16 protein-coding genes are annotated in these 20,713 nt (G+C 69.1%); 7 read left to right on the top strand and 9 right to left on the bottom strand.

Going from position 1 to position 20,713, the window contains the following annotated elements; genetic code table 11:
* Window positions 1-2: 2 nt before the first annotated feature.
* The 4 genes from HUK68_RS04970 to HUK68_RS04955 are packed head-to-tail and all read right to left on the bottom strand — an operon-like array spanning window position 3 to window position 4,768.
* Window positions 3-1,148, bottom strand: a complete 1,146-nt coding sequence (locus HUK68_RS04970; RefSeq protein WP_175503187.1) for a BMP family ABC transporter substrate-binding protein — start codon at window positions 1,146-1,148, stop codon at window positions 3-5.
* 38 nt (window positions 1,149-1,186) lie between these two features.
* On the bottom strand, window positions 1,187-2,107 hold the full coding sequence (locus tag HUK68_RS04965) for an ABC transporter permease (protein WP_175503186.1): 921 nt from the start codon (window positions 2,105-2,107) through the stop codon (window positions 1,187-1,189).
* Entirely contained in the window at window positions 2,107-3,207 is a 1,101-nt protein-coding gene (locus HUK68_RS04960; RefSeq protein ID WP_175503185.1) for an ABC transporter permease, read from the bottom strand. The genes HUK68_RS04965 and HUK68_RS04960 overlap by 1 nt, the downstream gene beginning before the upstream one ends.
* Window positions 3,194-4,768 (bottom strand): ABC transporter ATP-binding protein, encoded by a 1,575-nt coding sequence (locus HUK68_RS04955; protein WP_175503184.1) that lies wholly within the window; start codon window positions 4,766-4,768, stop codon window positions 3,194-3,196. Before HUK68_RS04955 ends, HUK68_RS04960 begins: the two co-directional genes overlap by 14 nt.
* A gap of 415 nt (window positions 4,769-5,183) precedes the next feature.
* Between HUK68_RS04955 and xdhA the strand changes: the two genes are divergently transcribed.
* Window positions 5,184-6,692 (top strand): xanthine dehydrogenase small subunit, encoded by a 1,509-nt coding sequence (xdhA, locus tag HUK68_RS04950; RefSeq protein ID WP_175503183.1) that lies wholly within the window; start codon window positions 5,184-5,186, stop codon window positions 6,690-6,692.
* 65 nt (window positions 6,693-6,757) lie between these two features.
* Window positions 6,758-9,043, top strand: coding sequence for a xanthine dehydrogenase molybdopterin binding subunit (xdhB, locus tag HUK68_RS04945; RefSeq protein ID WP_175505738.1), 2,286 nt, complete (start codon window positions 6,758-6,760; stop codon window positions 9,041-9,043).
* 15 nt (window positions 9,044-9,058) lie between these two features.
* On the opposite strand, the gene HUK68_RS04940 is transcribed toward xdhB, so the two are convergent.
* The 4 genes from HUK68_RS04940 to HUK68_RS04925 all read right to left on the bottom strand — a co-directional run bounded on the left by HUK68_RS04940 (window position 9,059) and on the right by HUK68_RS04925 (window position 14,592).
* A complete protein-coding gene (locus HUK68_RS04940; protein WP_175503182.1) occupies window positions 9,059-11,152 on the bottom strand; it encodes a sensor domain-containing diguanylate cyclase in 2,094 nt (697 codons plus the stop codon).
* Window positions 11,153-11,285: 133 nt separating this feature from the next.
* Window positions 11,286-11,912, bottom strand: a complete 627-nt coding sequence (locus HUK68_RS04935; protein WP_175503181.1) for a Crp/Fnr family transcriptional regulator — start codon at window positions 11,910-11,912, stop codon at window positions 11,286-11,288.
* Window positions 11,913-11,956: 44 nt separating this feature from the next.
* On the bottom strand, window positions 11,957-13,321 hold the full coding sequence (locus tag HUK68_RS04930; protein WP_175503180.1) for a glycerate kinase type-2 family protein: 1,365 nt from the start codon (window positions 13,319-13,321) through the stop codon (window positions 11,957-11,959).
* A gap of 35 nt (window positions 13,322-13,356) precedes the next feature.
* Window positions 13,357-14,592, bottom strand: coding sequence for a urate hydroxylase PuuD (locus HUK68_RS04925; RefSeq protein ID WP_175503179.1), 1,236 nt, complete (start codon window positions 14,590-14,592; stop codon window positions 13,357-13,359).
* 453 nt (window positions 14,593-15,045) lie between these two features.
* Between HUK68_RS04925 and HUK68_RS04920 the strand changes: the two genes are divergently transcribed.
* The 5 genes from HUK68_RS04920 (at window position 15,046) to HUK68_RS04900 (ending at window position 19,251) form a co-directional block, all read left to right on the top strand.
* Window positions 15,046-15,858, top strand: coding sequence for an IclR family transcriptional regulator (locus HUK68_RS04920; RefSeq protein WP_175503178.1), 813 nt, complete (start codon window positions 15,046-15,048; stop codon window positions 15,856-15,858).
* A gap of 10 nt (window positions 15,859-15,868) precedes the next feature.
* Window positions 15,869-16,573 (top strand): dipeptidase PepE, encoded by a 705-nt coding sequence (pepE, locus tag HUK68_RS04915; RefSeq protein ID WP_175503177.1) that lies wholly within the window; start codon window positions 15,869-15,871, stop codon window positions 16,571-16,573.
* Between the two features lie 4 nt (window positions 16,574-16,577).
* The gene (locus HUK68_RS04910; RefSeq protein ID WP_175503176.1) at window positions 16,578-17,504 is read left to right on the top strand and encodes a DUF1177 domain-containing protein; all 927 of its coding nucleotides are present in this window, start codon (window positions 16,578-16,580) and stop codon (window positions 17,502-17,504) included.
* Between the two features lie 10 nt (window positions 17,505-17,514).
* A complete protein-coding gene (locus tag HUK68_RS04905) occupies window positions 17,515-18,192 on the top strand; it encodes an AroM family protein (RefSeq protein ID WP_175503175.1) in 678 nt (225 codons plus the stop codon).
* A gap of 72 nt (window positions 18,193-18,264) precedes the next feature.
* On the top strand, window positions 18,265-19,251 hold the full coding sequence (locus HUK68_RS04900; RefSeq protein ID WP_244146257.1) for a Bug family tripartite tricarboxylate transporter substrate binding protein: 987 nt from the start codon (window positions 18,265-18,267) through the stop codon (window positions 19,249-19,251).
* 576 nt (window positions 19,252-19,827) lie between these two features.
* Here HUK68_RS04900 and xdhC read toward each other — a convergent pair.
* Window positions 19,828-20,691, bottom strand: a complete 864-nt coding sequence (gene xdhC / locus HUK68_RS04895) for a xanthine dehydrogenase accessory protein XdhC (RefSeq protein ID WP_175503174.1) — start codon at window positions 20,689-20,691, stop codon at window positions 19,828-19,830.
* Window positions 20,692-20,713: the final 22 nt, after the last annotated feature.

Raw genomic sequence — 20,713 nt, 5'->3', positions numbered from 1 at the left:
GCTTACTTGCCTGCGCCCGGCACGGCGCCTTCGATGCCGGCCACGTAGAAGTTGATGCCGCTGAGGAACGCATGGTCGCCATTGTTGCCCTCGGCCAGCAGGTCCTTGCCGGTGTTGTCCTTGAGCGGGCCCTTCCAGATGTGGAAGCTGCCGTCCTTGAGGCCGGCCTTGGCCGCGGCGACCTTGTCCTTGAGTTCCTGCGGCACGTCCTCGGCGATGTTCACCAGGTCCATCGCGCCTTCCTTCACGCCCCACCAGTCCTGGCCCGTGCTCCAGGTGCCATTGAGCGTGTCTTGCGTGATCTTCTTGTAGTAGGGCAGCCAGTTGATCTCGGCCGAGGCCAGGTGGGCCTTGGGCGCGTAGGCGCTCATGTCCGAATCCTTGCCGAAGGCGCGCACGCCGCGCTCCTGCGCGGTCTTGAGCACGGCGGGCGAATTGGTGTTCTGGTAGAGCACGTCGACGCCGCCGTTGATCAGCGTCGTGGCGGCTTCGGATTCCTTGGGCGGGCTGAACCACTCGTTGACCCAGACCACGCGCGCCTTGATGTTCGGGTTCACGCTCTGCGCGCCCAGCACGTAGCTGTTGATGTTGCGCAGCACTTCGGGAATCGGCACCGAGGCGACGACGCCGATCTGGTTCGACTTGGTCATGCCGCCGGCAATGATGCCGGCCAGGTACGCGCCTTCGTAGGTGCGCGCGTCATAGGTGCGCACGTTGTCGGCGGTCTTGTAGCCCGTGGCGTGCTCGAACTTGACGTCCTTGGCATCGGCCGCGACCTTCTGCACCGGCTCCATGTAGCCGAAGCTGGTGGCGAACACCAGCTTGTTGCCCTGGCCCACCATGTCGCGCAGCACGCGCTCGGCATCGGGGCCTTCGGGCACGCTTTCCACCAGCGAGGTCTGGATCTTGTCGCCGAATTCGGCCTGCAGTGCCTGGCGCGCCTTCTCGTGCTGGAAGGTCCAGCCGCCGTCGCCAACCGGGCTCACGTACATGAAGCCGATCTTCAGCGGTTCGGCGGCCGCCGCCGCGGCGGGCGCGGCAGCAGGCGCGGCGGCCTCTTCCTTCTTGCCGCAGGCAGCCAGCGTGGCCAGGGCCAGGGCCGACAGCGCGGCGGCTTTGAGAAGGGAGCGCTTGTGCAGGTTCGTCATTCTTGTTCCTCGGATTGATTGTTATGGAAAGGGATGCTTCAGGAGCCGGGATAAAACGGCTTGCCCAGCGAGGCCGGCATGTTCGCACGAATCCAGGCCGGATTGCGCGAAATCAGCACCAGCACGACGATGGTCGCGAGATAGGGCAGCATGCTCAGCAACTGGCTCGCCAGCTGCACGCCCGAGGCCTGCAGATGGAACTGCAGCATGGTCACGCCGCCGAACAAATAGGCGCCCAGCAGCACGCGCGCGGGGCGCCAGGTGGCGAAGGTGGTCAGCGCCAGCGCGATCCAGCCGCGCCCGGCAACCATGCCCTCGACCCACAGCGGCGTGTAGACCACCGAGATGAAGGCCCCGGCCAGGCCGCACATCGCGCCGCCAAACATCACGGCCGCCAGGCGGATGCGGCGCACCGGGTAGCCCAGCGCATGCGCCGATTCGGGCGACTCGCCGACGGCGCGCAGCACCAGGCCCGCGCGCGTGCGGTAGAGGAACCAGATCATGGCAATGGCCAGAAGCACGACGATGTAGACCAGCGGATGCTGGCGGAACAGCGCCGGGCCCAGCACCGGAATGTCGGACAGACCCGGAATCGCGTACTTGGGCAGTTCGGGCAGCTTGGCCTGCACATAGTTGAGGCCGGCAAACGCCGAGAACCCGGCGCCGAACAGCGTCAGGGCCAGGCCCGTGGCCTGCTGGTTGGTGTTGAGCCAGATGACGAGCACGCCAAACAGCCCGGCGAGCAGCGCGCCGGCCAGCATGCCGGCGCCAAAGCCGACCCAGGTATTGCCGCTGTGCACCACGGCCGCGAAGCCGGCAATGGCCGCGCACAGCATCATGCCCTCGGCGCCGAGGTTGATGATGCCGGCCTTCTCGTTGATCAGCAGGCCCAGCGCGGCCAGCGCCAGCACCGTGCCGGCGCTCAGCGTGGAGCCGAAAAGCAATGCGTACGACTCCATCACGCGCCTCCCTTGGCCACCGTCGCCGCGGCCGCGGCGCGCGGCGCGCGCTGCCAGCGCAGGCGGTAGTTCACCAGCGTGTCGCAGGCGAGCAACGCGAACAGCAGCAGGCCCTGGAACACGCCGGTCAGGGATTTGGGCAGGCCCAGGCGCGACTGCGCCAGCTCACCACCGATATAGAACATGCTCATGAGAATGGCGGAAAAAATCATGCCCACGGGGTGCAGGCGGCCGACGAAGGCGACGATGATCGCGGCGAAGCCGTAGCCCGCGGGAACATAGGGCGTGAGCTGGCCCATCGGGCCCGCGACTTCAAGCGCGCCGGCCAGCCCGGCTGCGCCGCCCGAGATCAGCAGCGCCGTCCAGAGCGCGCGGCGCGAGGAGAAGCCCGCATACAGCGCCGCGGCCGGCGCCAGGCCGCTGACCTGCAGCGCGAAGCCGGCGCGCGTGCGCGCCAGGAAGACCCACAGCACGCCCGCGCCCAGCAGCGCCAGGACCACGCCGATGTTCATGCGCATGCCGTCGATCAGCTTGGGGATCTGCGTCACGCGGTCGAAGGTCTTGCTCTGCGGGAAGTTGTAGCCCATCGGGTCCTTCCAAGGACCGTAGACCAGATAGCCCAGCACCAGGATCGCGACGTAGACCAGCATCAGGCTGACCAGCGTCTCGTTGGCATTGAAGCGGTCGCGCAGAAAGGCCACGATACCGGCCCAGAGCATGCCGCCCAGCACACCCGCCACCAGAATGGCGGGCACGATCCACGGCCCGGTGTTCTTGTCGGCCAGCAGCGCCAGACCGCCCGCAGCAATCGCGCCCATGACGAACTGGCCCTCGGCGCCGATGTTCCAGACGTTCGAGCGAAAGCACACCGCCAGGCCCAGCGCCACCAGCAGCAGCGGCGTGGCCTTCATCGCCAGTTCGCCCAGCGCGTAGCCGGACTTGATCGGCTCCCAGAAGAACGCCTGCAGGCCGCGCACCGGGTCCTTGCCCAGCAGCGCGAACAGCGCGACGCCGATCAGCACGGTGATCGCCAGCGCCAGCACCGGCGAGGCATAGGTCCAGGCCTTCGAGACCTGGGGACGGGGTTCAAGCTTGAGCATGCCGGCCTCCCTGCGCGCGCGCGGCCGCGTCGGCCTGCCACAGCCCGCTCATCCATTCGCCGATGCGCTGCACCGTGGCTTCGGCCCGCGGCACGGAGGGCGACAGCTGGCCCTTGGCCACCACATGCAGCCGGTCACAGATTTCAAACAATTCGTCCAACTCCTCGCTGAGCACCAGCACCGCACACCCCGCGTCGCGCAGCGCCAGGATCTCGCCCCGGATCTGCGCGGCCGCGCCCACGTCCACGCCCCAGGTCGGCTGCGAGACGATCAGCAGCCGGGGCTTGGCTTCGATCTCGCGGCCGACGATGAATTTCTGCAGGTTGCCGCCCGACAGCGACTTCGCGGCCGAATGCGGCCCGCCGGCCTTGACCTTGAAGCGCTCGATGATGCCGCGCGCCTGGCTGTTGAGCACGTCCATGCGCAGCCAGCCGCCGCGGCCCACGGCGTCATCGCGCGTGAGCAGCAGGTTGTGCGCCAGGCTCATGGTCGGCACCGCGCCGCGGCCCAGCCGCTCCTCGGGCACGAAATGCAGGCCCAGCGCGCGCCGCTGGCCCGGCGCCATGCGCCCGGCTTCGCGGCCCGCGACCTGGACCATGGCCGGCGCGGCGCGCCGGTCTTCGCCCGACAGGCTGTAGAGCAGTTCCTTCTGGCCGTTGCCCGACACGCCGGCAATGCCCACGACCTCGCCCGCGCGCACCTCGAAGTCGATGCCCGACAGATCGACACCGAACTGGTCGACACGCGGCAGCGTCAGCCCCTGCACGCGCAGCACCACGGCGCCGGTGGCGACCTCGCGGTGCGTCAGCGCCGGCGGCTCGGCGCCGATCATCAGCCGCGACAGCGAGGCATTCGATTCCTGGCGCGGCTCGCACACGCCCGTGACCTTGCCGCCGCGCAGCACCGTGCAGTGGTTGCACAGCTCGCGGATCTCGTGCAGCTTGTGGCTGATATACAGAATGCTGCAGCCTTCGGCGGCCAGCTTGCGCAGCACCACGAACAGCTTCTCGACGGCCTGCGGCGTGAGCACCGAGGTCGGCTCGTCGAGAATCAGCAGGCGCGGGCGCGTGAGCAAGGCGCGGATGATCTCGACGCGCTGCATCTCGCCCACCGACAGCGTGTGCACCGGGCGCTGCGGGTCGATGTCCATGCCGTAGACCTGGGCGGTTTCCTCGATGCGGCGCACCACTTCGGCGAGCGCAATCTGCTTGTCGAGGCCGAGCCAGACGTTTTCCGCCACCGTGAGCGTGTCGAACAGGCTGAAATGCTGGAACACCATGGCAATGCCCAGCTGGCGCGCTTCCTGCGGATTGCGGATCTGCACCACCTGGCCATCGACCTGGATCATGCCTTCGTCCGGCTTGACCGAGCCATAGATGATTTTCATCAGCGTCGACTTGCCCGCACCGTTTTCGCCCAGCACGGCATGCACTTCGCCGGGCTGGACGGTCAGCGAAACGCCGCTGTTGGCCACGACGGCCGGATAACGTTTGGTGATGCCCGTCAATTGCAAGCGCGGCGGTGCGTTACCGGGCGCGGAATTTGTTTCAGGGGGATTCATGGCCGCGATTGTCTCTCAATTTTCCAAACACCTTGCACAAGATACCCTGCAATTGCTTGCCTGGCGTGGCCCATAAGCTATTAAATATGTAGCAACAAAGTCCCGCTAGCTATCGGACGGAGCACTCCTTCGGCGGTGCCGGCGAGCCGTGATTTCACTTCTGGATGCAACTGTCTGCGGGACCGGGCCGCCAGCGCGCGTAGGCGGACGCCGGACGGACCAGTCTGACGCAAGCAAGACTCGTGCGCATTGGTGCTTTACCGCAAGCCCGGGCCGCCACCGATGGACGCGGACCGCGGTCAGCACGAAAATTGCTTGGCAGCTGTCGCCAAAAGCGCAGGCGCCGGGCCCACCCCGCGCCGCGCGCCGGCCGGCACTGCTACCCTTTTCCCATAAGCTGCCTTTTCCACGATCCATGACCCTGCCTGTTTTGCAATTCGTTCGCCGCGGCCAGACCGTGACACTGCGCAACGTGCCGCCCGAGCGCACGCTTCTCGAAGTCCTGCGCGAGGACATGGGCTGCACCGGCACCAAGGAAGGCTGCGCCGAGGGCGACTGCGGCGCCTGCACCGTGGTCATTGGCGAAGCCGTCGCGACGCCCGCGGGCGAGACGCTGCGCTACTCGGCGATCAACAGCTGCATCCGGCTTGCCCATTCGGTGAACGGCCTGGCGCTGTGGACCGTCGAGGACCTGGCGCGCGATCCGCTGATCGCGCGCGACACGCCGGCCAGCATCCACCCGGCGCAGGCCGCCATGGTCCACTGCCACGGCTCGCAGTGCGGCTTCTGCACGCCGGGATTCGTCATGAGCTTGTTCGGCATGTACCAGAACCGCGTCTGCCAGGGCCAGTCCATCACGCGCGAACAGGCCCAGCATGACCTGTCGGGCAACCTGTGCCGCTGCACCGGCTACCGCCCCATCCTCGACGCCGCGCAGCAGATGGAGCAGCTGCCGCGCGCCCAGGTCGACGAAGCCGCGGTGCTCGAACAACTGCAGCGGCTGGGCGCGCCCGCGCCGGCCGCAGCCGCCTATCTCGCGCCGCGTACCCTGGCCGAGCTGCTGGCGGCGCGCGCCGCCCACCCGCAGGCGCAGATCGTCGCCGGCGGCACCGATGTCGGCCTGTGGGTCACCAAGCAGTTGCGCGAATTCGGCCAGGTGCTGGATGTGACGCGCGTCGCCGAGCTGCGGCAGATCGACGACCAGGGCGAGCATCTGTCGATCGGCGCGGCGGCCACGCTGACCCAGGCATTTGCCGCGCTGCAGGCGCTGTGGCCGGAGCTCGATGAATTCGCCGCGCGCTTTGCGGGCCTGCCGGTGCGCAATGCCGGCACGCTGGGCGGCAACGTCGCCAACGGCTCGCCGATCGGCGACTCGATGCCGCTGCTGATCGCGCTGCGCGCGCGCATCGTGCTGGCCAGCCAGCGCGGCGAGCGCCGGATGCCCATCGAGGATTTCTACACCGGCTACCGCCAGAACCAGCTGGCCGCCGATGAAGTGCTGGCGCGCATCGAGGTGCCCAAGCCGCGCGCGGGCGAACTGCTGCGCGTGTACAAGGTCTCCAAGCGCACCGACGACGACATCTCGGCGGTCTGCCTCGCGATCCAGCTCACGCTGCAGGACGGCGAGGTTCAGGCCGCATCGATGGGCGTGGGCGGCGTCGCGGCCACGCCGGTGCGTGCGCGCGCCACCGAGGCGGTGCTGGCCGGCGCGGCCTGGAACGAAACCAGCGTCACGCAGGCCGCGGACACGCTGCGCCATGAATTCCAGCCGCTGTCCGACATGCGCGCCAGCGGCGACTACCGCCGCGCGCTGCTGGCCCACCTGCTAGAGCGCTACTGGCTTGAAAGCCAGGGTCCGGGCAGCACCCTGGCCACTCTTATTCCCCTGGCGCAAGCTGCTGCCGTCCAGAAAGCCCCGGTATGAAAGTCCTCCCTCCCCTGATTCCCGAAGCCGCGCAGGCGCTGGCCGCGCCGCGCGTGGCGCCGGCCATGGGCCGGTCGCACATCCATGAAAGCGCGCAGGCGCAGGTGCTGGGCGCGGCCCACTACATCGACGACCTGCCCGAACTCAAGGGCACGCTGTTTGCCGCGCCCATCCTGTCCAAGGTGGCGCACGGCCGGCTGCGCGGCGTCGACGCCGCGGCGGCCCTGGCGCTGCCCGGGGTCTGCGGCGTCGTGCTCGCGGCCGATGTGCCCGGCGACAAGATCCTCGCCGCGTTCGGCCACGACGAGCCGGTGTTCGCCCTCGACAGCGTGCAGCACGTCGGCCAGGTGATAGGCCTGGTGGTGGCCGACAGCCAGCGCCTTGCGCGCCGCGCGGCGCGCCTGGTGGTCTGCGACATCGACCCGCTGCCCGCGGTGCTCGACGTGCACACCGCGCATGCGCAGCAAAGCTATGTGCTGCCGCCGGTGTTCGTGCGCCGCGGCGATGCCGAAGGCGCGCTGCTGCGCAGCCCGCACCGCCTGGGCGGCCGGCTCGAAGTCGGCGGCCAGGAACATTTCTACCTCGAAGGCCAGATCGCCTACGCGCTGCCGCTCGAGCAGCGCCAGTGGCATGTGTACTCCAGCACCCAGCACCCGGGCGAGGTGCAGCACTGGGTCGCGCATGCGCTGGGCCTGGAGAACCATGCGGTCAAGGTGGAGTGCCGGCGCATGGGCGGCGGCTTCGGCGGCAAGGAGACCCAGGCCGGGCACCTGGCGGTCTGGGCCTGCCTGGCGGCGCACAAGTTCGGCGCTCCGGTCAAGCTGCGGCTCGACCGCGACGACGACTTCATGGTCACCGGCAAGCGCCATCCTTTTGCGTATGAATACGACGTCGGCTTCGACGACACCGGCCTGATCTTCGGCCTGCAGCTGGAGATGTTCGCCAACTGCGGTTTCTCGGCCGACCTGTCGGGACCGGTGGCCGACCGCGCGATCTTCCACGCCGACAACGCCTATTTCCTCAGCGACGTCGCCATTGCCTCCTACCGCTGCAAGACCAACACCCAGAGCCATACCGCCTTCCGCGGCTTTGGCGGGCCCCAGGGCGTGATCGTCATCGAGGCCATCATGGGCGACATCGCGCGCCAGCTGGGCCTCGATGCGCTTGCGGTGCGCATGCGCAATCTCTACGACGCCGATCCGCGCGGCCAGCGCAGCCTCACCCACTACCAGATGCGCGTCGAGGACAACATCCTGCATGCGCTGCTGCCGGCGCTGGCCAAATCCGCCGACTACCACGCGCGCCAGGCGGCGATCGGCGACTGGAACGCCGGGCAGCCAATCATCAAGCGCGGCCTGGCGATCACGCCGGTCAAGTTCGGCATCAGCTTCACGGCCACGCTGTTCAACCAGGCCGGTGCGCTGGTGCATGTCTACACCGACGGCAGCGTGCAGGTGAACCATGGCGGCGCCGAGATGGGCCAGGGCCTGAACACCAAGGTCGCGCAGATCGTCGCCGACGAGCTGGGCGTGCCGCTGGCGCGCGTGCTGGTCACGGCCAGCGACACCAGCAAGATCCCCAACGCCAGCGCCACCGCGGCCTCAAGCGGAACGGACCTCAACGGCCGCGCCGCGCAGTACGCGGCGCGCACCGTGCGCAACAACCTCGCGGCCTTCGTCGCCGGCCTCGACGGCTGCGGCGCGGGCGCGGTGGACTTCGCGGGCGGCCTGGTGCGCACGCCCAGGAGCGAGCGCCGCTGGGAGGATGTGGTGGGCGAAGCCTATGCCAACCGCATCCAGCTGTGGAGCGACGGCTTCTACCGCACGCCCAAGATCCACTACGACAAGCACACGCTCACGGGCCGGCCGTTCTACTACTTCGCCTATGGCGCGGCCTGCACCGAGGTCGCGCTCGACACGCTGACCGGCGAGAGCCGCGTGCTGCGCGTCGACATCCTGCACGACGTCGGCCACAGCATCAATCCGGCGCTTGACATCGGCCAGATCGAGGGCGGTTTCGTGCAGGGCATGGGCTGGCTCACGACCGAGCAGCTGGTCTGGAACGACCAGGGCCTGCTGACCACGCACGCGCCCAGCACCTACAAGATTCCCACGGCCGGCGACATTCCCGCGCACTTCCAGGTCGACCTCTGGCCCGAAGCCAACCGCGAGGACAACGTCGGCGGCAGCAAGGCCGTGGGCGAGCCGCCGTTCATGCTGGCCATCAGCGTGTACGAAGCCTTGCGCAACGCGGTGGCGGCCAGCCGGCCGCCCGCGCTCGCGCAGCAGCCGCTGACGCTCACGGCGCCGGCGACGGCGGAGAACCTGTTGCGGGCGATGGGAAGGGTCTGACAGGCTGGGGCCCGGTCACCCCGGCCCCGCCCCGTTCTCCGCGATCTCGCAGCGCTCCTGCACCTGCACCCGGCCGCGGCCCTGGCGCTTGGCTTCGTAGCAGGCCATGTCGGCGGCATGCAGCATGGCCGCAATGCTGCTTTGTGCATCGAGCACCACCAGGCCTATGCTCACGCCCAGCCAGAAGCGCTGGCCCTGGTAGGACGCCTCCCAGGCGCCCACGGCTTCGCACAGCTGGCTGGCATGGGCGCGGCCCTCGCGCAGGCTCGATTCCGGCAGCAGCACGGCGAACTCGTCGCCGCCCAGCCGCGCCGCGACGCCCGGGGCGGGCACCAGGGTTTCGAGAAGGCGCGCGAAATGCCGCAGCAGCGCATCGCCGGCGTCGTGCCCGGCGACATCGTTGACGCTGGCGAAATGGTCGAGATCGAGAAACAGCAGCACCCCGCCCTCGGCCGGCGCCTTGCGGCGCTCGTCCAGCCACTGCTGCAGCCGCAAGGTGAAGGATTCGCGGTTGGGCAGCTGCGTCAGCGCATCGTGCTGGGCCATCCACTGCGGGTGGGCGCGCGCCTTGCGCTGGTCGGTCACGTCCCTGACCATCCACACCATGGCCACGCCGGCCCCGGCATCGCGGCGCAGCGGCGAGGCCACGCGCCGGCCCTGCATGCGCAGCCACACCGGGTGGCCGTTCTTGTGCATCAGCGAGACTTCGCCGTTGAACTGCCCATAGGCGCGCATCTCCCAGTGGATGCGCTCCATCAGCCGCGCATGCTCGGCATCGCTGGCGCAGAGCTGGCGGATCGGGTAGCCCTGCAATTCATCGGGCGCATAGCCCAGCAGGCGTGCGGCCTGCATGCCCAGCAGCTCCACGCGGTCGTGGCGCGTGACGACGATGGCCACGGGTGCTTCCTCGAGGATGGTCTGCGTCTGGGCCTGAAAGCGCGCGGCGCGCCGCGCCTGGGTATCGCGCTGGCGCGACAGTGCATGCAGCGCGCGCCACAGCACCGCGACCTCGCCCCAGGCATGGGCCACCGAAGGCATGCAGCCGAGCCGCGGCATGCGTCCCGGCGCATGGCGCTGCAGCAGTTGCTCGGCACGCGCCGTGAGCTCCATCCAGGGATAGGCCAGCACGACCATCGCCGCCGCCGCGAGCAGCGCCAGCGCGGCCGCGCCCAGCAGCGCCGCGCTGCCCTCGCCCGACAGGCCCCACAGCGGCGGCGCCTCCAGGCGCGCCACGCGCACCACGAACCATTGCGGCAGCGGCATTCCTGCCAGCGTATAGAGATATCCGTCCTCGGCCTGGCTGGTGCTGCGGCTTTGCACCGGCAATTGCGCCTGCAGCGTGCGCAGGAAAGGCAGTCCCAGGCCGGCTTCGTCGCGCACATGGCCCAGCCAGCGCGCGGGGCTGGAGTGGGCGACGATGCTGCCGTCGGGCGCGACCAGCATCAGCCGGCTCGCGCTCCAGCCGTCGGCCGCGGTGGGGGGCAGCAAGGCCTGAGATGACAGCCGCATGCCGCCGGCCATGACGCCGACCACCGCGCCCGCGCTGGTGCGCAGCGGCGCGGTGAACAGCAGCCGCAGGTCCTCGCCTTCGGGCTGCAGCACCGTGCCGACCATGGGCTTGCCGCCCGCCAGCGTACGGCGCAGCAGTTCGCGCTCGTTGCCGTCGAGCGATTCCAGCGGACGGTCCTTGCCGGCGCGCATGTAGGCCATGACCCGGCCGTCGGCCAGCGCCACGCTCAGCGAATCGAACCAGTCGGCCAGCGGCAGTTCCTGGTGCAGTTCGCCGGCCAGTGCCGCACTGTCTTGCAGGCGCTTGAGCGGAAGGGAATCGGCCAGCGCCAGCAACACCTTCTGCTGCTGCTCGATGCGCGCGGCCAGCAGCCGCGCCACCACTTCGACCTCTTCGGCCTGCTGGTCGACAGCGCGCGCCACGAACTCCTGCGCAACGCCGCGCTGCACATACCAGGCACTGCCCGCGCCGGCCAGCAGCACGGCCGCGACCAGCAGCAGCAGCAGGCTGCGCAGCAGCGGCCCGAGCCGGGCTCGCGGCGGCAGGCGGCCCTCTTCGGACAGGCCGGCGGCACGGGAGAGGTCGGCATCAGGGGCCATGGGCGGGGGACGGAGCCAAGGTCCAGCCAATATAAACAGCCGCCGTGCCCGGCCCTATGGGTCGAACCCTCATACCGCGGGGAAACGATTTGTAAGCCCTGCTCGGCCCCCCGCGCGGCGGGACGCGCGGGCCTCAATCCGCGAGCAGCATCTGCAGCCCCGCGGGATGCGGCAGCTGCAGCAGGTTGCCCTTGCCGGCCACCAGCCCCTGATCGCGCAACTGGCGCAGCACGCGCGAGAAGGTTTCGGGCGCAATGCCCAGGCGCGCGGCAATCTGCCGCTTGCGCTCCTTGAGCAGCACCTGCACCCGGCCCTCGGGCCCGGCCTGCGCATGCTGAAGCAGCCATTGCGCGCAGCGCCCCTCGGCGTCTTGCAGCAGCCGGCTCAGTGCCAGGTCGGTCTGCGCGCAATACGCCTGGGCCAGGTCATCGACCAAGCCGCGCAGCAGGGGCGGCAGGCGCTGCACGCCGGCATCGAAGCTGCCCAGCGCCACGCGGCGCAGTTGCACCGGGCCCTGGGCCACCATGTCAAGGCTGCAACTGCGCCGGCGCAGCGCAAACGCCGCGTCGAGCCAGGCCGGTCCCTCGACCAGGCCCAGCTGATGCTGCAGCTTGCCCGTCGATTCGAGAATCCCGAGCGCGACCCGGCCACGGTCCAGATACAGCACGTCGGCGCAGCGCGTGTGGCGCGCGCGCAGCAGCGAACCCGCGCTGCGGTGCTCGGCAGGGGAAAGGGCATCGACGCTGGGCAGGGACAACATCCGCCCAATGTGCCGCGCCGGCGCGGCGCGGGTTTTGCGTTAGGTCAAGAATCCGCGCCGAGCACGAGCAACGCGCGGAAATCGTTGACATTGGTGAAGGTGGGGCCCGTGACCACCAGATCGCCGAGCTGATCGAAGAAGGTCCAGGCATCGTTGCGCTCCAGATGGTCGCGCAGCGACAGGCCCTGCGCGCGGGCGCGCGCCAGCGTATCGGGCGTGACCAGCGCGCCGGCGTTGTCCTCGACGCCATCGATGCCGTCGGTGTCGGCCGCCAGCGCCCAGATGCCGGGCTGGCCCTGCAGCGCCTGGGCCAGGCCCAGGCAGAACTCGCCCGCGCGCCCGCCGCGGCCCTTGGGCGCACCGGGCGCGCGTGGCCGCACCGTGACCGTGGTCTCGCCGCCGCTGAGCAGCACGCAGGGCGTCTGGAAGGGCTGGAACGGCTGGCCCGGGCGCGCCGCCGCGCGCGCCAGCGCCGCATGCACGCGGCCGACCTCGCGCGACTCGCCTTCGATCTCGTCGCTGAGCACATAGGCGTGCAGGCCCGCGGCGCGCACCTGCGCCGCCGCGGCTTCGAGCGCCTGCTGCGGCGCCGAGATGACGGCCAGCCCATGGCCGTCGAACATCGCTGCGCCGGGCTTGGGCGTTTCCAGCGCGCCGCTCTCCAGGCCCGCGCGCACCGCGGCGGGCAACTCGATCTTCAGCCGGTCGATGATGGCCAGCGCCTCGGCGCAGCTGCCGGCATCGGCCACCGTCGGACCGCTGGCAATCGTCGCCGGGTCGTCGCCGGGCACGTCGCTGATCGTCAGCGTGGCAACCTGTGCGGGCGCGCAGGCCGCGGCCAGGCGCCCGCCCTTGATGCGCGACAGGTGCTTGCGCACGCAATTCATCTCGGCAATGTCGGCGCCGCTTTCCAGCAGCTGGCGGTTGATGCGCTGCTTGTCTTCGAGCGTGAGTCCCTCGGCCGGCAGCGTCAGCAGCGACGAGCCGCCGCCCGAGATCAGGCACAGCACCAGGTCGTCGGCCGTGAGGCCCTGCACCAGCGCCAGGATGCGTTCGGCGGCCTGCATGCCCGCGGCATCGGGCACCGGGTGCGACGCCTCGACGACCTCGATGCGCGGCGCCAGGCCCGCGGGGCGTTCGGGCACATGGTGGTAGCGCGTGACGACCAGCCCGCTCAGCGGCGCTTCGGCCGGCCACAGCGCCTCGACCGCCTGCGCCATCGCGGCGCCGGCCTTGCCCGCGCCGATCACCAGCGTGCGCCCGCGCGGCGGCGGCGGCAGGTGCGCGGCCATCGCATGCAGCGGCTGCGCGCTGCGCACCGCCGTGGCAAACAGCGCCTGGAGGAATTCGCACGGCTGCCGGTGCGGATCGGGCAGCGCGCCTGTCTCGGAAGTATTTTTTGTAGTCATGGCCGGTCATTTTGCATGCTCGCGGCCATGCGGGTTCATTGCACGGGGGCGCCGCCCTCGTACCAGCGCTTGACCAGGCTGCGCTCGTCATCGGTCAACGCGCCCGGATTGCCAAACGGCATCTTGCGCAGCACCACGACCTGCTGGTAGACCTGCGCCGCATGCAGCTTGACGTCCTCGGGCGTGTCGAGCTTGACGTTCTTCTGCGCCAGCGTGGCCGCGCTGTGGCAGACCACGCAGTGCTGGGTGAACAGCGTGCTCATCGCGTCATAGCCGGGAACGCCCGCCGCCGGGGCCGCAGACGGCGCGGCTGCCGCCACGGGCGCCGCCGCCGCCTTCGGCACCGGCTTGAGCCACACGGCCGTGGCGATCAGCACCAGCACGCCGGCCAGCGCATAGGGCCAGGGATGGCGGTTGCGGCCCAGCTTGAAGCCATGGCGCATGACGAAGAACTGGCGGATGGCCGCGCCCGCGAACATCATCAGGATCAGCACCAGCCAGTTCTGCGCGTGGCTGTGCAGCCAGCCATAGTGGTTGGAGAGCATCGCAAACAGCACCGGCAGCGTGAAGTAGGTGTTGTGCACGCTGCGCTGCTTGCCGCGCTTGCCGTGGATGGGATCGACGGGCCGGCCCGCCTTCAGGTCCGCCACCACGGTGCGCTGGCCTGGAATGATCCAGAAGAAGACGTTGGCGCTCATCGAGGTGGCGAGCATCGCGCCCATCAGCAGGAAGGCGGTCTGGCCCGGGAAGATGTGGCAGGCCAGCCAGGCGGCCCCGCAGACCAGCACCAGCACCAGCGCGCCGACGATCGCATCGCCGCGCTCGCGCTGGCCGAACACGCGGCAGATGCCGTCGTACAGCAGCCAGAACACGACCAGGAAGGCAAGCGCCGCGGCAATGGCCGCATGCGGGTGCAGCGCATGCGGGTTGGACGGATCGACGAGGTAGATGTCGGCGTTCCACAGGTACGACACCGTGAGCAGCGCAAAGCCGCTGAGCCAGGTCGTATAGCTTTCCCAGTAGAACCAGTGCAGGTGGTCGGGCAGCTTCGGCGGCGATACCGCGAACTTCACGGGATGGTAGAAGCCGCCGCCGTGCACCGCCCAGAGTTCGCCGCTCACGCCCTGCTTCTTCAGGTCTTCGTCCTGGGGCGGCGTGAGGCTGCTGTCGAGAAACACGAAGTAGAACGACGAGCCCACCCAGGCAATCGCGGTGATGACGTGCAGCCACCGCAGCAGCAGATTGGCCCAATCGAGAAAGTAGCTTTCCATAGCTCTCAATCCTGGCAGCGTGGGGCTGCCATGTAGATCCACCTGCCCACCACTGCGGGCGCTCTGGGCAGGAGAAGATCGCGCACCTCGGGTGGCTGGACCACCGCCATGGGCACCGCTGCGACCAAGTCTGTTTGGCGAAAGTGTATACAAAAAGTCACGAAAACCGCGGTTCAGCCTGCGCACCAATTCAAGCCGGCGCGCACCCGCACAGTGCGCACGCACTCACCACCCTGGTGCGCAGCGAAAAACCGATCGCTACGCCTCGCATGGATCGAAAGCGATGACTCACATCGTAAATGATGACTTCAGCCAAGCATAGCAAGCAGCTATCGGGTCGAGCATTTTTTGCAAGCTATTTTCAATACCGCGCAACACCTGCCGCCATGCCTATCCCGTATGATTTACGAAAATACCGAACATAGTTCCAAAATATTGAACTGAGACATTGCCATGAGCATTCTGGAAAACGTGCAGCGCCTGCTGACGGTCTACGCCCAGGGCGTGACCGACCTGAGCTTCAGCGAGGTCGCCGAACAGCTGGATCTGCCGAAAAGCTCGGCCTCGCATCTGCTCAACCAGATGCACCGCTTCGGCCTGCTCGAGCAGAACCCGCAGACGCGGCGCTACCGCACCAGCGCGCTGCTGGCCCAGGCCTCGCACGCGCAGAACCACAGCAGTTCCTGGGACGATCAATGCCGGCAGGTGCTGGAGGAGCTGTCCGAGCGCACCGGCCTCACGGCCTATGTCTCGACGCTCAGCGGCGCGCAGACCATGGTCATCCAGCGGCTCGACGGCCGTTCGCCGGTGCAGGTGGTGTCGCCGCCGGGCTCGCTGCGCGCCGCCGGCGATACCGCGATGGGCCGCGCCATGCTGTCGCGCCTGAGCGCCAGCGAGTTCGAACTGCTGTATGGCAACGACCCGCTCGCGCCTCTCGATCCACCGAGCCAGGCCGGCCTGGCCCATGTCGGCGCGCTGGCCGAACAGGTGGCGCTGACCGCGCGCCAGCAGCATGCGGTGCTGGTCGACGCGGCGCTGCCCGGCGTGGGCGCGATCGCGGCCGCGGTGCGCCACCCGGTGAGCGGCGAGCTGCGCGGCTTCTGCCTGTCGTTTGTCGCCGGTGTCCATGCGCCCATGGATGCCCCCTCCCTCAATCAGTACCGGCAGCTGATGCTCGATGAGGTCGGCGCGCTCGGCCGCCGCGTCAGCGACCGCTACTGGAGCGAACCCGCACTGCCGCCCGCGCAGTGGTCCCCTTCCCTGTGAACCTCCGAACATGCAACTTCTTCTCCTGAGCAACTCCAGCAGCCCGCTGGGTTTCCTGACCCATGCGCTGCCCGCGATCGCCGAATGGGCCCAGCCGGCCGCGGGCACGCGCGTGCTGTTCGTGCCCTATGCGGGCGTGACGCGCACCTGGGACGCGTATGAAACCCTGGTTGCCGAGGCGCTGCAGCCGGCGGGCCTGGCGCTCGACTCGCTGCACCGCGCGCAACGTCCGCTCGAGGCCATCGCGCGCGCCACGCACATCGTGGTCGGCGGCGGCAACACCTTTGCGCTGGTGCGCGAACTGCGCCGCACCGGCCAACTGGCCGCGATTGCCGAGCGCGTGCGTTCGGGCGGCGCGCGCTATCTGGGATGGAGCGCCGGCGCCAACCTGGCCTGCCCGCGCCTGTGCACCAGCAACGACATGCCCATCGTCGACCCGCTGGGCTTCGACACGCTGGGCCTGGTGCCGTTCCAGATCAACCCCCACTACACCGAGGCCCACCCCGAGGGCCACCGCGGCGAGACGCGCCAGCAGCGGCTGCGCGAGTTCGCGCTGCTCAATCCCGGCGTGCCGGTGCTGGGCTTGCCCGAAGGCACGGGCGTGCGCGTCGATGCCGGCAGCTACACGCTGCTGGGCGACCCGCAAACCCCGGCGCGCTGGTTCACCGATGCCGATGTCCCCGCCATCCTGCCGATGGGCCCCTGGAAATTCTGACCCCATGAAACACACTTCCCACTTCATCGATCTCCTGTCCAGCGCCCATGTGAGCGGCGAGAGCATTGCCCAATACCTGCGCGGCTTCGGCGTCGGCAGCATCCGCGTGACGCCCGTGAGCCAGGACGGCTTGTCGACCGACTTCATCGCGATTGAAATCCCCGGCAGCAACCCCGAGGCGCCGCGCCTGGGCCTCGTCGGGCGCCTGGGCGGCGTGGGCGCGCGCCCCAGCGTCACCGGCCTGGTCTCGGACAGCGACGGCGCCGTCGTCGCGCTGGCCGCGGCCGCGCAGCTGATGGAGATGCACAACCGCGGCGACCAGCTCGAAGGCAGCGTGCTGATCCACACCCATATCTGCCCGCGCGCCGGCACGCGCCCGCACCACCCGGTGCCGATGATGAAGTCGCCGTTCGCGATGCGCGAGATGATGCGCCATGAAGTCAGCGCGCGCATGGATGCGATCCTGGCCGTGGACACCACGCGCGGCAACCGCCTGGTGAACCAGCGCGGCGTGGCGCTGACACCGGTCGCCAAGCAGGGCTACCTGCTGCCGATTCCCGATCTGATGCTCGACCTGATGGGCTGGGTCAGCGGCGAGCTGCCGTTGACGCTGCCGCTGACCACGCAGGACATCACGCCTTATGAAAACGGCCTGCCGCATGTGAACTCGATCATGCAGCCGACGATTGCCAGCGATGCTCCCGTGGTGGGCGTGGCGCTGACCGCCCAGACCACGGTGCCGGGCTGCGCCACGGGCGTGACCAACGCCTGGGACACCGATGTCGCGATGCGCTTTTGCATCGAAGTCGCCAAGATGTTCGGCGCCGGCAAGCTGCCGTTCGTGCATGCCGAGCACTGGGCCCAGCTGCAGGCGCGCTACGGCTCGCTCGCGCACCTGCAGACCGTCGGCAACGCGCCGGCGGGCGCCTGAGGAGCCGCAGATGGCACGCCGCATCGCGTTCTTCACCATTGGCGAATCGCCACGCTCCGACGTCGTGCCCGAAATGGCCCAATGCCTGGGCGCGGATGTGCGCATCGACGAGTTCGGTGTGCTGGACGGACTGGATGCCGCGCAGCGCGCCGCGCTCGCGCCCGTTGCGGGCCGGCACCGGTTTGCGACGCGGCTGCGCAGCGGCGGCCAGATCGAGCTGGACCAGCATGCGACCGAGGCGCGCCTCGCGGCGCTGATGCAGCAGGCAGACGGCAAGGGCTACGACCTGCTGGTGCCTTTGTGCACCGGCACGCTGATCCCGCGCATGCGCAGCCTGGTGGTCGAGCCGCAGCAGGTCGTCGACCACCATGTCGCGGCGCTGTCCGCGCACTGCACGACGCTGGGCCTGATCGTGCCGCTCGCCGCCCAGGTCGACACCTTCCACCTGGCCCAGCCCGTGGCCTGCGCGGTGCAGACCGTGCATGCCTCGCCCTACGAAGCCGATCCCGCGGCCGCGGCCACGGCATTCGATGCCGCGGGCCGCGCGCTGGCCGGCTGCGACCTGATCGTCATGCACTGCATGGGCTACAGCCAGGCCATGCGCGCACGCGTCGCCGCCGCCAGCGGCCGGCCGACGCTGCTGTCCAACCGCATCGTCGCCGATGCGCTGGCGCAGTTGCTGGCGTGAACCAGATCCGAGCATCCTGAGCCTGTCGAAGTTACCCCCCCTTTTTTCACTGTGATTTTGAGGAATTCTTCCATGTCGATTCGACCAATGATCCACGCCGGTGCCTGCGCCCTGACCCTGGCCGCCACCGCCCTTGGCTCCACCGCGGCCATGGCCCAGTGGAAGCCCGAGCGTCCCGTGAAGCTGCTGGTGGGCTTCGCGCCCGGCGGCTCGGCCGATACGCTGGCGCGCCTGATCGCCGATCCGCTGAGCCGCAGGATCGGCCAGCCTGTGGTGGTCGAGAACATCCCCGGCGCGGGCGGCAACATCATGGCCCAGCGCCTGTCCACCGCGCCTGCGGACGGCTACACGCTGGGCATGGGCGCCGCGGGTTCGATGTCGGTGACCTTCCACCTGAACCCTTCGGCCACCAAGTACAAGCCCGAGAGCTTCGCGCCCGTGACGCTGCTCGCGACCCAGCCCAACGTGGTCATCGTCAACAACAATGTGCCCGCGTCGAACATCAACGACCTCAAGAGCTACATCCAGAAGAATCCGCAGGCCAGCTACGGCATTGCCGGCATCGGCATCTCCAACCACCTGATTGCCGAGTCGATGCTCAGCCGCATGGGCGTGAAGATGGAAGCCGTGGCCTACAAGGGCGCGGCGCCCGTGATCACCGATCTGCTGGGCGGCCACATCGCGATGACGGTCGACAACATCACCACCGCTGCCGCGCTGGTCAAGGAAGGCAAGGTCAAGGCCCTGGGCGTGACCACCGCCAAGCGCGCGCCGCAGCTGCCCGATGTGCCGACGCTGCAGGAGCAAGGCATCCAGAACTTCGACATGCCCACCTGGCAAGGCCTGTTTGCGCCCGCCGGCCTGCCGGCCGACGTGATGAAGACCTATTACCAGGCCGTGCAGGAAGTGCTCAAGGACCCGGCAACGCATGAAAAGATGGCGCTGCTGGGCTCCGAGCCCGTGCCCGGCGTGTCGTCGGCCGAGTTCGTGAAGTACCTGGCCAAGGACCGCCAGCAGTGGGCGCAGACCATCAAGGCAGCGAATATCCAGCCGCAATAAGCGATGGGCCGTTTGCGCCGAGCGGACGGCCGCGTCGCACGGCCTGGGGCGGTGGCAAAGGCCGCTTGCCCGGCCGAGTTCAGGCCGTCCATGCTTCGACAGGCTCAGCACGAACGGACGGTCCTGTTCGTGGCTAACTCCACCTGTTCGTGCTGAGCCCCACCCGTTCGTGGTGAGCTTGTCGAACCACGGTCCCCGGGGCGACGCAAAACCCGCTTGCTTGGCCGAGTTCAGGCCGTCCATGCTTCGACAGGCTCAGCACGAACGGACGGTCAGGTTCGTGCTGAGCCCCACCCGTTCGTGGTGAGCTTGTCGAACCACGACCCCGGAGCGATCGCAAAGCCCGCTTGCTTGGCCGAGTTCAGGCCGTCCATGCTTCGACAGGCTCAGCACGAACGGACGGTCAGGTTCGTGCTGAACCCCACCCGTTCGTGGTGAGCTTGTCGAACCACGGCCCCGGGGCGATGGCAACGCCCGCTTGCACGGCCGAGCGCAGGCCGTCCATGCTTCGACAGGCTCAGCACGCACGGAGGACCCAGGCGGGGCGTCCATTGCGCGGCGTGAACGGATGAAGCCTCAACCCCGCCGCTGCAGCAGCTGCGCCGCCACGGCCACCGCAATCACTTCGGGCTCCTTGCCGGTGATGCCCGGCAGGCCTATGGGGCAGGTCACCTGATCGAGCTCTTGCTCGCTGAAGCCGCGCTGCGCGAGCCGCTTGCGGAACACCGCCCATTTGGTCGCGCTGCCGATCAGGCCGATGAAATCGAGGTCGGCGCGTTCGCGCTGGCGCTGCAGGCAGGCGGCCACCACTTCCAGGTCTTCGGCATGGCTGAAGCTCATGATCAGCACCTGCGCATGCGCGGCGAGATCGGCGACCGCGGCCTCGACCGGTGCGGAATGCTCGCAGTCCACGCCGCTGTCCGGCGCCAGCCACTGCGGCGCGAAGACCGCATCGCGGCTGTCGATCCAATGCAGCCGGCACGGCAGCCGCGCCAGCAACTCCACCAGCGCATGGCCCACATGGCCTGCGCCAAACAGTGCGACCTGCAGCGCCGGCCGCTGGCGTCCGGCGCTGCGCTGGCCCAATGCGCGCAGGCCCGCCATATCGCCCTGCGCCAGCGGTTCGAAGCGCAGCCACACCACGCCGCCGCAGCACTGGCCCAGGCTCGGACCCAGCGCGAAGCGCTGCTCGAATGCATTGCCGCCCAGCGCGAGCAAGGCGCGCGCGCGGGCCATGGCCTCGAACTCGAGGTGGCCACCGCCTATCGTGCCCAGCAACTTGTCGGCAAACACCAGCATCCAGGTCCCGGCGCCGCGCGGCACCGAACCCTGGGCGTCGATGACTTCGACCCAGCAGGCCGGCGCGGTGCCGAGGCTGTCAACGGCTGTATTCAATGTATTCAAATGAAAATCCCCCTCGGCTTTGTCAGCGTGGTGCATGGTCTTGGCCACTTTCAGCAGC

It is taken from the genome of Comamonas antarctica, from assembly GCF_013363755.1.
GTDB lineage: Bacteria > Pseudomonadota > Gammaproteobacteria > Burkholderiales > Burkholderiaceae_C > Comamonas > Comamonas antarctica.
The sequence above is the reverse complement of the archived record's forward strand: the minus strand, read 5'-3'. Positions and strand labels throughout refer to the sequence as shown.